Source organism: Solibacillus palustris, from assembly GCF_022549215.1.
GTDB classification, from domain to species: Bacteria; Bacillota; Bacilli; order Bacillales_A; family Planococcaceae; genus Solibacillus; species Solibacillus daqui.
This window is the reverse complement of the sequence record NZ_JAKZFC010000006.1, coordinates 21,530-36,826: the sequence shown is the minus strand read 5'-3', so window position 1 is coordinate 36,826 and position 15,297 is coordinate 21,530. Positions and strand designations below refer to the sequence as shown.

Sequence of the window (15,297 nt, the reverse complement as noted above, 5' to 3'; positions counted from 1 at the left end):
GTTGAAACTATTTTACTTTAATGATGTTTGTTCATTCCATTTCCAATTATTAACTTATTCGATCCTATCTATCAAGTGTTTCATAGCAAAAATAATTTTTCGTCAAAAAAACGACAGCCTATTTTCAGACTGTCGTTGCATAGAGAAGAATTAACGTTTATTTAATTCTTCCATTAAAATTTGGTTTGTTAATTGTGGATTTGCTTGACCTTTTGAAGCTTTCATAATTTGGCCAAGAAGCGCTTTAATTGCACGCTCGTTACCGCCTAAGAAATCTGCTACTGATTTTGCATCGTTATCAAGAACAGTAGTAACGAAGCCACGGATTACTTCTGGATCAGAAATTTGAACTAAGCCTTTTTCTTTCACGATTTTCGCTGCGTCGCCACCGTTTTCAACAAGCTCAGTGAATACTTTTTTCGCGATTTTAGAAGAAATTGTGCCATCAGAAATTAAATTGATCATACCTGCTAAGTTTTCTGGTGTTAATGCTGTATCTTTTAACTCTTTTTGCTCTGCATTTAAGTAAGCAGAAATATCACCCATTAACCAGTTCGCCGCTAATTTCGCATCTGCACCAGCAGCTGCTGTTACATCGAAGAAATCAGAAATCTCTTTGTTAACAACAAGTACGTTTGCATCATACTCTGTTAAGCCTAACTCAGAAATGTAGCGTTCTTTACGTGCATCTGGTAATTCAGGAATTGATTGACGTACGCGCTCAACCCACTCGTCAGAAATCGAAAGACGTACTAAATCTGGCTCTGGGAAGTAACGGTAATCGTCCGTACCTTCTTTAACACGCATTAAAATTGTTTTACCCGTTTTTTCGTCATAACGACGTGTTTCTTGCTCGATTTCACCACCACTAGAAAGTACTTGTGCTTGACGAATTTCTTCGTGCTCAAGACCTTTACGTACGAAGTTAAATGAGTTTAAGTTTTTAAGTTCCGCTTTTGTACCGAATTCTTCTTGGCCATAAGGACGTAAAGAAATGTTGGCATCACAGCGCAATGAACCTTCCTCCATACGTACATCCGATACGCCTGAATATTGGATAATTGATTTTACCTTTTCAAGGTATGCATATGCTTCGTCTGGCGTGCGGATGTCTGGCTCAGAAACGATTTCAACAAGTGGCGTACCTTGACGGTTTAAGTCAACTAAAGAGTAGCCATCTGCGTGCGTTAATTTACCTGCATCTTCTTCCATGTGAAGACGTGTAATACCAATTTTCTTTTTATAACCTGGTGTTTCACCTTTAGCTGGAATTTCGATTTCAACCCAACCATTTTTACCGATCGGCTTATCAAATTGTGAAATTTGGTAAGCTTTCGGATTATCTGGATAGAAGTAGTTTTTACGGTCGAACTTTGTCTCTTGTTCGATTTCCATATTTAATGCTAAAGACGCGCGCATCGCATAGTCTACTACTTCTTTATTTAATACTGGTAAAACGCCTGGATAACCAAGGTCGATTACAGTAGTGTTTGTATTAGGCTCAGCACCAAAGTGGTTTGGTGAAGCGGAGAAAATTTTAGACTTCGTTTTTAATTCTACGTGAATTTCTAAGCCGATGACTGTTTCAAAGTTCATATTATTTTACCTCCCATAGCGCTGGAGTTTGTGTGTTAAAGTCTGTTTGTTGCTCATACGCATAAGCAACGCGGTAAAGTGTTTCCTCGTCGAAGTGTTTACCGATAATTTGTAAACCTAGTGGTAGGCCATTTTCGAATCCACAAGGGATAGAAATCGCTGGTACACCCGCTAAGTTAATAGGAATCGTTAAAATATCGTTTGCGTACATTGTAAGTGGATCATCTACGTTTGCACCAATTTCGAATGCTGGGGTTGGCGCAGTTGGTCCAATAATTACGTCATAGTTTTCAAAAACTTTGTCGTAATCTTGTTTGATTAATGTACGTACTTGTTGTGCTTTTTTGTAGTAAGCATCGTACGTACCTGCTGATAATGAGTACGTACCAAGCATGATACGACGTTTTACCTCGTCACCAAAACCTTCAGCACGTGTGTTTTTGTAAAGCTCTAATAAGTTTTTCGCGTTGTCTGTGCGGTAACCGTAACGAATACCATCGAAACGAGAAAGGTTAGAAGAAGCTTCTGAAGATGAAAGAATGTAGTAAGCTGCTAACGCGTATTTAGAGTGTGGTAATGAAACCTCTTCTACAGTAGCGCCTTGAGCCTTTAATACTTCTAATGCATCAAGAATGGATTGTTTCGCTGCTTCGCCAACGCCTTCACCAAGGAATTCTTTTGGCACAGCAATTTTTAAGCCTTTGATGTTACCATCTAAAGCTGCTGCGTAGTTAGGCACTGGTACGTCAGCTGATGTTGAATCCATTTCGTCTACGCCTGAGATTGCTTCTAAAAGTAATGCGTTATCTGTAACATTGCGTGTAATTGGTCCGATTTGGTCTAAAGAAGATGCGAATGCAACTAAACCAAAACGAGATACACGACCATATGTAGGCTTCATCCCTACAACACCACAGTAAGCTGCTGGCTGACGGATTGAACCACCTGTATCAGAACCTAGTGAAAATGGTACTTCACCTGCTGCTACTGCTGCTGCAGACGCACCTGAAGAACCGCCTGGTACGTGTTTTGTATTCCATGGATTTTTTGTTGTTTTGAATGCTGAGTTTTCGTTTGAAGAACCCATCGCAAATTCATCCATGTTTAATTTACCGATTGTCACCATGCCAGCATCGCGTAATTTTTTCACGATTGTCGCATCATAAATTGGCACGAAGCCTTCTAGGATTTTAGAAGCACAAGTCGTTTCTAAACCTTCAGTTACAATGTTATCTTTAACCCCGATCGGCAAACCGAATAATGGGCCGCGCTCCTCGAAAGGAACTTTATCTAATTCTGCAGCTTTTGCAGTTGCTTGTTCTTTGTTTAATGCTAAGAAAGCTTGTACATCGCCATCTAACTTTTCTACGCGGTCAAATGCTTCTTTTGTTAAGTCCGCAATTGTTAGTTCGCCAGACTTTAAGCTCTCTTGTAATTGTGCTGATGTGCGCTCAAATACTGTCATGCGTTCATTTCCTCCTATTACTCCATAATTGATGGTACTTTAATTTGACCAGCTTCTTGTTCTTTTACATTTAGCATTACTTTTTCGCGTGATAAGCCTTCTTTTGCTACGTCTTCGCGAAGTACGTTTACTAATGGTAAAACGTGTGAAGTAGGCTCTACGTTTGTTGTATCTAATTCATTTAACTGCTCTGCGAAGTCAGTAATTTTACCTAATTGTTTAGCAAATTTCTCTGCTTCTTCTTCTGTGATGGCAAGACGAGCTAAATTCGCTACGTGTTTTACTTCTTCTTTTGATAATTTTGCCATTTGTTACACCTCCAAAATTCGTTTAGACCATGCTTATTATCATATCATTTTTCCCTCTAAAAATCTGCGCTTCACTTAAAAATTAACGAAAGAGACGTATCACGCAGATGTTTTTTCGTCAAATTAACGCATTAGTGAAGTGCAGTGTTTTTTCTCTTAACAAAGCAAAAATACCACGCTACTTTAAGCATGGTATTTTTGCACAAAATTTACTCATAAATATGCACAAACGGCTCGTCACTGTTTGGTTCTTTAATAATTAAGACTTCTGGTCCGTTTACCGATGTAATGCTGACCGTTATGTGCAGATCAAGTGGTAAATGGTTGAGCATTAAGCCTGTCAAATATTGTGTAAAGCCTGTAATTTCAGCTGTTCCATAAAATTGGATTGGAATTTCAATATCAAGCTTTTGAATTTTTTTATTTTGATAGAAGCCTGTTGCAAATATACTTGTAAAGTTTGAGAAGTACTTATCAACCTCTTGCTTAAAGTTCATAAATTTTGTGTTCATGTCACGGTATACATCGTCAGGCGATTTCATTGGGAATGTGACATATTTTTCGTTAATGTCCTCCCAATCGCCTAATGCTGTTTTACCACTATCAGCAAAGTTATACGTCAAATATGAACCTGGAACAATTGAATTACGTTCTTCTTGTTTAAAGAGAGCCACTGTAATCGGAATATCCGCTAATTCTGTACGTGCGCGTAATCGGTTAACAACCTCTTGTGCAATCTTTTTACCTTCTTTAATCAGCTCATCCTCGGGAATTTTTTGTTCATAAAACTCACCGTATTGCTCTTTTTGATAATAGTAAACTGAGTTTAATGCAAGACCAATAGACATCCCTGCAAGCTTTACTTTATTATCATCTGTTTTAGTTAAATAATTTTGCTCGATGATGTGTGCTAAATAAACAGGTGCTTCCGTTGCTCTAACCGTTGCTTCCATTTCTTCACCTGTTTTTTCATCAATACTTGATGGATTTAAACCTTGATATTCAGGGCCTTTATCCGTTGTTTGATTCGGACGAGCTAACCAATATTTTAGCGTTTCCTCATCTAAGTATTGGCCTTCTTGGAAATAATATTTTTCTGTGTCGAAGAAATTTTGAGAAATACGCATTAAGCCGGTTTCGGCTTCTTTCATATCATATTTCGTATTAATATTCGAAACGACTAATCCACGACTTGCGCTTTCCTTGTAAGGAATTAGCGTACGATAAAATTTATCGCTAATTTGCATGTTTGGGATAATCGTTGTTTCCACCTGTTGCGTAGAATCCGATTCCTGTGTGAGTTCTGTATCAGGTGTAATTTTTGGTGTACACGCTGATAGCATCACAGCTGCAATCATCGCCGGTATCCAGCGGTAACGTTTCATGAGAACAAGTCCCCTTTACTATAGTAATTGGTCGATTAGGCGTAGTTCATCCCAAATTTCAATGCCGAGACTTTGCGCCTTTTCAAGCTTTGAGCCGGCATCTTCACCTACGATAACAAGATCGGTTTTTTTACTAACACTCCCTGCTACAATTCCACCTAACTGTTCTATTTTCGCCTTTGCTTCGTTACGTGTCAATTGCTGTAGTTTTCCTGTAAGTACAATTGTTTTTCCGGCAAATGGGTTAGTACCCACTTCCACAACTACTTTTTTGCCTTTGTATGTCATATTAATGCCGCGGTCTTTTAGTCGGTTGATTAGTTCCTGAATTTGCTCATTTGCAAAATATGCTACTACTGATTCTGCCATTTTATCGCCAATTTCGTGAATATCCTTCAGTTGATCGACTGTTGCTAGCATTAAGGCATCCATCGTTTCAAAGTGTTCTGCTAAAATTTTCGCTGCCTTCTCCCCAACGTGACGAATACCTAACCCAAATAATAAACGCTCAAGTGAATTGTCCTTGGATTTGGCAACAGCATCTACTAAGTTTGTTGCAGATTTTTGTCCCATACGGTCTAGGTTTACAAGCTGCTCGATCGTTAAGTCATAAAGACCTGACACATCTTGAATATAGTTTTCACGCAGTAACTGCTCTACTACTTTTTCACCTAGCCCATCGATATTCATCGCATTACGCGATACGAAATGCTTCACGCCTTCTGCGATTTGCGCTGGACAAAGCGGGTTCACGCAACGTAATGCTACGTCCGTCTCGATGCGTACTACTTCTTCGTCACAAGCCGGGCAGTGTGTGGGCATTTGATAAGATACGGCATCTTCTGGACGCTGTTCTACGATGACACCAACTATTTGCGGAATGATATCGCCTGCTTTACGTACAATGACCGTATCTCCAAGGCGAATATCCTTTTCACGAATTAAGTCTTCGTTGTGCAGTGAAGCACGGCTAACCGTTGTTCCTGCAACAAGTACAGGCGTTAATATCGCAGTTGGTGTTATTACACCTGTGCGGCCTACTGTTAGTTCAATATCTATAAGCTTTGTAACAACTTCTTCAGCTGGGAACTTATAAGCAATTGCCCAGCGCGGTGATTTTGCGGTAAAGCCTAATTCATCTTGCTGTGCATAAGCATTTACCTTAATAACAATGCCATCAATTTCATAAGCTAAATTTGGGCGTGCCTCTGTCCACTTTTGTATAAACGCTAAAACGTCGTCAATTGTTTCACAGTATTCACGTTCTTTATTAGAAGGGAAACCTAAGTTCTCTAAGTACTTCAGCATCTCCCAATGACCGGCCATACCGTAACTCTCACCGTCGCCACCAATCGCATAAATAAACGTTGATAAATTACGGCTGGCGGTGATTTTTGAATCTAGCTGTCGTAGTGAGCCTGCTGCGGCGTTACGTGGGTTGGCAAATAATTCTTCTCCGTTTTCGATACGACTTGCATTTAATTGTTCAAACGATTTTTTCGGCATATACGCTTCCCCACGTACTTCGATTGTTACCGGTTTTTTTAAACGTAGTGGAATGGCTTTAACCGTTTTTAAGTTCGCTGTAATATCCTCACCAACCGAGCCATCACCACGCGTTGCCCCTTGTACAAACACACCATTTTCATAGCGTAGTGAAATCGCTAAACCATCGATTTTCAATTCACACACATACGAATAATTTGAACCGACCGCTTGAGCAATTTTTCGGTCAAAGTCGCGTAAATCTGCTTCATTAAAGGCATTCGATAAACTTAGCATCGCCGTTTGATGTGTTACTTTTTGGAAGCCCTCAAGTACCGCGCCACCAACACGCTGCGTAGGAGAGTCTACATAAATAAATTGTGGATTCGCTTCTTCTAGCGCGATTAACTCATGTAGTAGCTGATCATACACGCTATCTTCTACAAGTGGCTTATCTTCTACATAATACGCATAGCCATATTCATGAAGTAGCTTATTTAGCTCCGCAATTCGTTGTTCAATTTCATTCATTAAGTTTTTCCTCCTAAGCCTTTGTAATCGGTGCGAATTTTGCAAGCAATCGTTTAATTCCTGTTGGTGCTGGGAATGCGATATCTAGTTCCATTCCATCGCCCTCCCCTTTTACACTGACGACCATACCTATGCCCCATTTACCATGCGATGCTTTGTCGCCAATCTTCCAGTCAAACTGATTGCCACCAGTAGAGTTTAAGCGTGAAATTTGTGAAGATGGCTTTTGTATTTCGCCAAGTGAGCGCGCACGATCGTAGCGGTTTGAAGAAAACGGTAACGAGCTATCACGGTAGCTATTTGCGTTACTGCGCGTTACTTGCTCTATTACTTCTTCATCAATTTCACGTAAAAAGCGGGACGGAGCGTTGTAGCCTGTACGACCAAAAATCGTACGTGAGCCTGCACAAGTTAAATACAAACGCTGTTCTGCACGCGTTGCACCTACGTACATTAAACGGCGCTCCTCAGCCATTTCTTCTTCATTTTCAAGTGAGCGTGAATGTGGGAATATATTTTCCTCCATTCCAATAATGAACACAATCGGAAATTCTAGTCCTTTCGCCGCGTGCATTGTCATTAATATAATAGAGCCTTTCTTTTGCTCTTCTTCATCTAATGTATCAATATCCGCAACAAGTGCTAAATCAGTTAAAAATGCGACTAATGATTGGTCTTCACTACGCGCTTCAAACGCTTGTGTGACAGTTAAAAACTCTTCAATATTTTCTAAACGGCTTTCCGCTTCAATGGACTTCTCACCTTTTAGCATTTGGCGGTAGCCTGATTTTTCGAGTACTTCTTCTACGATTTCAGTCACAGAAAGCTCTTGCTGACGCTCACTTAATGAACGAATCATATTGTAAAATGCTTCAGCTGATGCGGCCGCCTTGCCTGTTAAGCCCATAAACACAAGCTCGCCCATCGCGTCAAAAATCGAACGGTCTTGTTCTAGTGCATAGCCCAGCATCTTATCGAATGACGTAGCACCAATTGAACGCTTTGGCTCATTAATAATGCGAGCTAACGATAAGTCGTCGTCATTGTTCGCAATTAAACGTAAATAAGCAAGTAAGTCTTTGATTTCTTTGCGGTCGTAGAATTTTGTACCTCCCACGATTTGATAGTTCATATTCGATTTCACAAGTACATCCTCGATTACACGCGACTGAGCATTTGTGCGGTAAAGTATAGCAAAATCGTCTAACTTATAGTTATCCCCTTGCATCAACTTTTGTATTGTGCGCACGACGTATTGCGCTTCGTCCTGCTCATTGCCCGCCTTATAAAGCTGCACTTTTTCACCTTCAGGATTATCTGTACGTAGAACCTTTTTATAGCGATTTTTATTATTTTTTATAACGCTATTCGCTGCTTGTAAAATACGTTGTGTCGAACGGTAATTTTGCTCAAGCATAATGACTTTCGCGTCTTTGTAGTCTTTTTCAAACGATAAAATATTCGTAATATCGGCACCACGCCAACGATAAATAGACTGATCTGAATCCCCTACCACGCATATATTGCGGAACTTTTTCGCTAGCATTTGAACTAATAAGTATTGTGTTTTGTTTGTGTCCTGATACTCATCAACATGAATATACTGGAATTTATTTTGGTAAAATTCTAATACGTCTGGCGCTTCTTTAAATAAGCGAATTGTTAGCATAATTAAATCATCAAAATCGACACTTTGATTTTGTTTTAGGCGTTTTTGATAGCCTTTATACACTTGCGCCACAATTTTTTCGAATGGATTATGTGGGTTCATATTCGTTTCGAACCCACTTGCCGTAATGCATTCATTTTTCGCGGAGCTAATCGTATTCAAAATTGCACGTGGATCGTATTTTTTCGGGTCGATATTGTCCTGCTTTAAAATGTTTTTAATAACAGTTAACTGGTCAGAGCTATCTAATATCGAGAAACTCTTTGAGTAACCGATACGATCGATATTGCGACGTAAAATACGCACACACATCGAGTGGAATGTCGATACCCACATACTTTCTGTCGTACCGTTTCCTAAAATACCATCAATACGTTCACGCATCTCGCGCGCCGCCTTGTTTGTAAATGTAATCGCTAAGATTTTTGATGGATATACTTCACGTTCAACGACTAAATACGCGATACGGTGCGTTAGTACACGTGTTTTTCCTGAGCCAGCACCCGCCATAATCAGTAGCGGGCCTTCTGTAGTTTTTACTGCTTCGGCTTGCTGTGAATTCATGCCTGTCAGTAAATTTTTTGCTATGTGCTCCATACCGCAACCTCCTATAAAAAGAACGTTCGTTCCCATTTGTTCTATTGTAATTTATTTTACTGTATTTTTCACGGCTTGTACTGTTTTTAATGCAGCTTTTAAATCATCATAGATAATATTGCCAACTACAACTGTATCTGCATAAGCTGCCATCTCTTTAGCCTGTTCTATCGACGTAATGCCTCCACCGTAAAACAGCTTTGTATTTTCTAGTACTTCGGCAGTAGCCTTCACTATCTCGACATCACCATAAGCACCGCTATATTCTAAATAGAAAATTGGAAGTTTGAAATAATTTTCTGCCATGCGTGCATAAGCAACAACATCCTCTTCAGTTAAATCCGTCTTGGCACTCGTAACTTGTGCCACTTTGCAATCTGGATTTAGTACACAATACCCTTCAGCAACAAGCTCTTCCCAAATTAGAACATCGCCAAATTCTTTAATTGCTTCATGATGCAAATCTTTCACCCATTTAGTATCGGTACTATTTAATACTGAGGGAATGAAGTAATAATCATAGCCAGCCGAGATACTTTCGACATCAGAAATTTCAAGCGCAATCGGCACAGAATAACGTCGCACACGTACTAATAATTCAAGCACGCCATCAAGCGTAACATTATCCGTACCACCTACTAAAATCACATCTGTACCCGATTCACAAATTTGCTCTAACGCCTCATCTGAAATTTCCTTCGCAGGGTCTAATTTAAACACATGACGCCAAGTTAAATAATCCATTTTAATTTCCACCTATCTCTAAAATTTATATTAACGTTTTTAAGTCATTTCTTTATAATTGCGACTATCTAATAGTATAACGAATCTAAGAAAAATATTAAAAGACTGAGCGAATAAATTTGCTCAGTCTTTTAAGCTTAATCCTATTAATTATATGGATGAGCTGTTTGTTACTTTGAAGTAAATGGCTTTTCATCTGGATAAAGACGACCAAGCATTTCATCATAAGTATCATTACCGTAATCGAAGCATCGACGAACGCGTGAAATGGTTGCTGTTGAAGCACCTGTTTCTTTTTTGATTGTCTCATACGTTTTCTTTAAACGTAATAAATGTGCTACTTCAAAACGCTGTGCTAATGATTGGATTTCACTAATCGTGCATAAATCATCAAAAAATTTATAGCATTCCTCAATATCTTTTAACTCTAGAACCGCTTTAAATAACTGATCTGTTTGATGACCGCGAATCTTTTCAACCTGCATGTAGCCCACCATTCCCTCTCTACTCTGAATATGTAACAGCCGTCGTTAAGCCTGGTGTTGTTGGCACAAAATGAATCCACGTATTCCCTGGTACGAGCTTCACATCTGTCCCATCTTCTTCTACAGCGACTAACAAACCGTCTGCATTTTTCCATTTCACTTCACGTACTGTACCAGCTTGTGCTACGTACGCATTGCCGCCACCTGTAATCGTAATATCTCGTCGACCTTCACTATCAATTATTCGGTGTGGCATTTCAAAAAATAGAACATTGGCCAATTCAATCGATTCATTCGTTTCATGATCAATTGTTTCAGCATTTGCTGAATAACGTGTATAACGATTTGTTTCGGCATCATAAACATAATGACTATTGAATGAACCGCCATTATTATATTTCATCGTTATCTCGTTAGCAGTTACTCCTATTTTAACATTATCTTCGGCTTCATAAAATGGATATGATACTTTTTTCTGATAAAGTAATGAAGCCCCTACTTTTTCTGCACCAGCGACTACATTTTCTCCAGTAATATAGGAATTATGAGGTGCTTTTCTTTCCGAAGAACGTTTAAAAAACGTGCCATCATATTGCATTCCATTCATATGATCTACTACTTTTCTATCTAACATTGTTTTGGCTTCTGGGCTATAACCATGCGCAATGTAAAAGGCATCTAATCCTGCAGCAATATCAATAAAATACGAACGTGCACTTCGAATAGGTCCAATCGATTCTGGAATTTCGGATTGGTATAATGCTAAAAATCGTGTGACATCCCCTTCTGCCAACATTTCATAAATAACATCCGCAGCAGCAAGTCCTGATTGCGGGCGAGCTTGTGGATGATTATTTATCGTTGCTATTATTGGTCTTGTCGTTACTTCTTCTGCAACGCGCTCTCCTGTAAATGGCGTTACATATGGTAACTCTTCGGAAACCTCAAGTTCCTCTTCATTTGTTTCAATTTCATCTTGCTCAGCTTCTTTTACGGGCTCCTGTGCTTGCTCTTTATCGGAACAGCCTGAAATAATAGCTGCACTCAACATTGCGAAAACGAGTAAATTACGTTTTTTCATGCTAACCACCTCCCTAGAATGTTTGATTAACGCATTATGGCCGGTAACATCACCGTATTTTTCATAACATCAAAAATACCGCGCGTCGTAATTCGAATATATGGTAAATGCGTAGATTGTAAAAATAATAGTGTATAGATTGCATCTGAATGATGGTACCCACGTTGCATTAATGATTGCTTTAATTCAACTTCCAGAGGGATCAGCTCCTGAACATCACCATCATACACACTACCTGCTAATGCTAACGGAATTTTTACGATAACTTGTCCATCTTCAACAAGCACAATTCCACCGTTCATTTTTTTTAGTTCTTCGAAGGCATGTAGCATTTCATGCATACTTTTCCCAATTAAAATAATATCCCCCGTATTCGAATACGAAGATGCAAAGCCCTTCACATGTGTTGCAAAGCCTTTTATCATCGTATTAATACGCCATTTACCATGACGATCTACAAGCATTAAATAACTTTCGTCATGATTCGTTGATAATACATTATTGTGACCTTGGCCCTTAACACTATAAGGCTTCGTAATAACATCATTGACCATCTCAATTCCGATTGGCATCGAAAATTGGAAGTCAGCTTCATGTAAATCAAAATCCATTGCTAGCTCGCCAAATACCGTTAAGTCTGTTTTTGGGAAAGCATGTGTGTCTACCCCTTCTTTTTTCAACCAAACCCCTTTCGATAAAACTGCTTCTGGAGTTGGTGAAAGTTCGTCTGTTAAAATATTGATATTTGCATAGCGACCTGTTGCAATTAAACCATGTAGATTTGTCATATTGTAATAGCGAGCGACGTTATAAGCTGCCATATTATAGGCATCTACTGGACGTACACCTGCATCAAGTGCGGCACGAATACATTTATCTATCACTCCATCTTGATGGAAGCTCGGTGTTGAACCATCTGTTGTCATCATTAAATGATCGAATACATCGTAACCCTTATCGACAATAGCCTTTAACAGCTGCGGTAAATCCGGGCGAATCGAAGAATAACGTAGCGTCACCGCATAACCATGTTGCAAACGCATTTCTACATCTTCAATTGTCATCGATTCATGATCACCATCAACACCAAATAAACGCATCTTTGTTAACGTTTTTTCTGATGCTCCCGGTAAATGCCCTTCAATTTTTTTCCCTTTATGCTTGGCTGCCTGAATCCAGTACAACATTTGGTCGTCCCCGCGCATTAGACGTGGCCAACCCGTAAGTTCTCCACCCATAATGACGTCATAACGCTCTAGCCATTCCATAACTGACGCATTCGAATAAAGCTCTCCCTCATTTTCAAGCTCCGTTTGCGAATCAAAACGGCTCCACCAATAAAAAGAAAACGGTAGCTTACTTAACTCGTCCATAAAAGAAAACGCTTTCTTATTTCCTATAGATGAAACAAACGTCATATTGTCAGAAATAAACGTCGTCGTACCACTTTGAGCACAAAACTTCGCAAAGCTATGTGGATTATAGAGCTGGAACGGGTGCACATGCGGTTCGATATAGCCTGGCACAATCTTTTTCCCTGCTACATCAATTATTTCTGTTCCTTCTATATTAGAGGGCATTTCCTTTCCTACATAAACAATGCGGTCATCGGCAATCCAAATGTTGCCTGTCACCCATGTTTTTAGCATGCTATGTAAATAGTTTGCGTTTTGTAGTACTAAATTGGGAGCGGCATGCCCATCAATAATACTAACTTGTTTTCGTATATTATTTATTTTCCATTTAATTTCTGGCATTTTAACGCTCCTTTCAAATTTGAATTGGATGAATTAAATATATTCTTAACATTTTTATGCAATTCAACAAATTTTAGATATTTTCTAACATATTTTCATCGTAACATAGCACTTTCCTAAAGCAAAGTATTTGCAAGGTAAATTTTTAGATAATTTAGTAGATACTCTTTTATATGTAATATTATGGTATAAATTAATCGTAAAAAAAATGGTAACGAGGTATTTCCATTACCATTTTCATTTTTTTCATATTTAAGAAATCGTAATACCTCTACTTGCTCCACTAGTAGGATTTACGACTGCAGCAATACCAGTTCCTGAAACATAAATACCCACTATTTCAGGAAATGTTGTAACAAGAGCTGTAATATTATCTGTCCCTACTAAATTAGCCTTAGTATCTTAATCTTCTTAGCTAGGTGCTGCATTGCTAGATCATGAGCATGATGAAGATGAAGATGAAGATGATGATTCATGTCTTCTGCACGATGATGACGATGACGATTCATGTCTTCTGCATGATGATGATGATGATTCATGTCTTCTACACGATGATGACGATGACGATTCATCATGTCTTCTGCACGATGATGACGATGACGATTCATCATGTCTTCTGCAGTGACAATGGCTATGGCAATGGCTATGGCAATGGCCATGGTGCCTAATGGCATCTGCATTTACTGCTCTAAATGGTCCTAATGAGGAACATGGAGACCCACAATGAACTCTTCCGTGCCTAGAACTACCACTGCAACCGCTATGCATACAATTACACATACTGCTCACCTCCCTTCCCCCCTATTTTATTCATTGAAAAAATAGAGACAAAGGGCAATCAACTAGTAAATTTTTTTAGGAAATTTATCTTTATTCACTTAGTTTATTGTCATACAATGTCCACTCGTTAAGTTAGAAATGGTGTTAACTGTACTTTAGTTTTTAATGAACAAAGCGATGGGAGTGGACGAAGGCAATGAAAGCACATTTAAAGAAGCTACCGCCTACAAAATACAGGAAGCAGCTTCCAAGTTACCTAGCTTCAACATGTACCTTTCAAAGAGTGCAGCTTCATCAGTAGGCTAAATTATTGTATATGATAGGCCATATTTATATTCCAAGCATACGTGCTATTTACGGAAAATATTAAAAATCGAGGAGCTCTTCTGTTTTTTACTTTCAACATTTGAAGACTCTAATTGTTTGATTATTTTTTCGGGTGGTGCTTCAGGCTGAGGTTGTTGTTCCTGCACAAATGAGGCATTATTAGATTCACTCATAGGTTTATCCATATTAAATGTAGATGGGTCTATTTTTTCATTTTCATGATAGATTGAAGGAGAATCATTCGTTTTCTCTGGCTCATTTGCAACACTACTAGGATGATCACCATTCACTATATTACTTTTCGGGATAGTTCGATTTTCCCCAAAGTTTTTAAATTGATTAGAGGCTTCGTCAAACGTATTCTTATTTAATCTAGTATAAATATTTTTTTGTTGATGATGATTCGGTTGAAAGTAGCTTTGGTCAAAATAATGCCGATCGTTTGGATTTAATATTAATTCAGTTTGATCGACAGACGCAATGTCTTCTTCAACTTTTTGTAGTTTAATAACGTTATTAGGCAAATTTCGTAACTGGATATACGATGGCTGATAAGGAACATTAGATGAATGATTATTTGGAAGTGTTTTGTCATCATTACTTTCCGATATACTGTTAGCTATTTTTTCTTGAGGTTCATCTTTTTCAGCCATTGTACCTTTACCTAACTTTTCTTCGCTTATTCTTGTTTTTATTTTTTTTGAAATTTTAGAGATTTCTTCACTAAGTTCTTTGACTGTTTGATTAAGTACGGATAATTGAAGGGCAAATTGTTTAACCTGTTCTTCGTAAATTTCACTTTGTCCATATTGTTTTCCATCGAACGTTTTCGTGAAATCTTCAATTCTAGATATTTGCATTTTTAGTGCATCTAATTCCCTCTTTATAATAAGGTAATCATCAAATGAATTCCCCATTTTTAATGTCAGTAAAGCACCTCTATATCCGGAAATTTTTTGTTTTAGCTTCTCAATTTCGTGAAGAGTAGTATTCGACGAAGAATCTTCCATTGTAATCCACTCCTTTTTCTTACACATCTATATGTATGTTATTGAAGAGGACTGCTGTATGTTACACCGTAAACAAA

General features: G+C 38.5%; 12 protein-coding genes. 1 reads left to right on the top strand and 11 read right to left on the bottom strand.

Annotated features, from left to right (window positions below; genetic code table 11):
* Positions 1-150 precede the first annotated feature (150 nt).
* The 10 genes from gatB to LZ480_RS14440 form a co-directional block, all read right to left on the bottom strand.
* Positions 151-1,596 carry an Asp-tRNA(Asn)/Glu-tRNA(Gln) amidotransferase subunit GatB gene (gatB, locus tag LZ480_RS14485; protein ID WP_241370258.1) on the bottom strand — a complete coding sequence of 482 codons (1,446 nt, stop codon included), beginning with the start codon at positions 1,594-1,596 and terminating at the stop codon, positions 151-153.
* Between the two features lies 1 nt (position 1,597).
* Positions 1,598-3,061: an Asp-tRNA(Asn)/Glu-tRNA(Gln) amidotransferase subunit GatA gene (gatA, locus tag LZ480_RS14480; protein WP_241370257.1), complete on the bottom strand. Its 1,464-nt coding sequence runs from the start codon at positions 3,059-3,061 to the stop codon at positions 1,598-1,600.
* 17 nt (positions 3,062-3,078) lie between these two features.
* Complete coding sequence (gene gatC, locus LZ480_RS14475; protein WP_241370256.1) at positions 3,079-3,369, bottom strand: Asp-tRNA(Asn)/Glu-tRNA(Gln) amidotransferase subunit GatC; 291 nt, start codon at positions 3,367-3,369, stop codon at positions 3,079-3,081.
* 209 nt (positions 3,370-3,578) lie between these two features.
* A complete protein-coding gene (locus LZ480_RS14470; RefSeq protein ID WP_241370255.1) occupies positions 3,579-4,754 on the bottom strand; it encodes a CamS family sex pheromone protein in 1,176 nt (391 codons plus the stop codon).
* A gap of 18 nt (positions 4,755-4,772) precedes the next feature.
* Entirely contained in the window at positions 4,773-6,770 is a 1,998-nt protein-coding gene (gene ligA / locus LZ480_RS14465; protein ID WP_241370254.1) for an NAD-dependent DNA ligase LigA, read from the bottom strand.
* Between the two features lie 13 nt (positions 6,771-6,783).
* Positions 6,784-9,036: a DNA helicase PcrA gene (pcrA, locus tag LZ480_RS14460; RefSeq protein ID WP_241370253.1), complete on the bottom strand. Its 2,253-nt coding sequence runs from the start codon at positions 9,034-9,036 to the stop codon at positions 6,784-6,786.
* A 51-nt stretch (positions 9,037-9,087) separates the two neighbouring features.
* Positions 9,088-9,780 (bottom strand): heptaprenylglyceryl phosphate synthase, encoded by a 693-nt coding sequence (gene pcrB / locus LZ480_RS14455; protein ID WP_241370252.1) that lies wholly within the window; start codon positions 9,778-9,780, stop codon positions 9,088-9,090.
* A 170-nt stretch (positions 9,781-9,950) separates the two neighbouring features.
* The gene (locus LZ480_RS14450; RefSeq protein ID WP_241370251.1) at positions 9,951-10,265 is read right to left on the bottom strand and encodes a YerC/YecD family TrpR-related protein; all 315 of its coding nucleotides are present in this window, start codon (positions 10,263-10,265) and stop codon (positions 9,951-9,953) included.
* A gap of 19 nt (positions 10,266-10,284) precedes the next feature.
* Positions 10,285-11,346, bottom strand: coding sequence for a DUF3048 domain-containing protein (locus LZ480_RS14445; protein WP_241370250.1), 1,062 nt, complete (start codon positions 11,344-11,346; stop codon positions 10,285-10,287).
* Between the two features lie 26 nt (positions 11,347-11,372).
* Positions 11,373-13,103, bottom strand: coding sequence for an adenine deaminase C-terminal domain-containing protein (locus LZ480_RS14440; RefSeq protein ID WP_241370249.1), 1,731 nt, complete (start codon positions 13,101-13,103; stop codon positions 11,373-11,375).
* Positions 13,104-13,555: 452 nt separating this feature from the next.
* Here LZ480_RS14440 and LZ480_RS14435 point away from each other — a divergent pair, with 452 nt between their 5' ends.
* Positions 13,556-13,771: a hypothetical protein gene (locus tag LZ480_RS14435; protein ID WP_241370248.1), complete on the top strand. Its 216-nt coding sequence runs from the start codon at positions 13,556-13,558 to the stop codon at positions 13,769-13,771.
* Between the two features lie 462 nt (positions 13,772-14,233).
* Here the strand turns inward: LZ480_RS14435 and LZ480_RS14430 are convergent, their stop codons facing one another.
* Positions 14,234-15,220, bottom strand: coding sequence for a hypothetical protein (locus tag LZ480_RS14430; protein ID WP_241370247.1), 987 nt, complete (start codon positions 15,218-15,220; stop codon positions 14,234-14,236).
* Positions 15,221-15,297 lie beyond the last annotated feature (77 nt).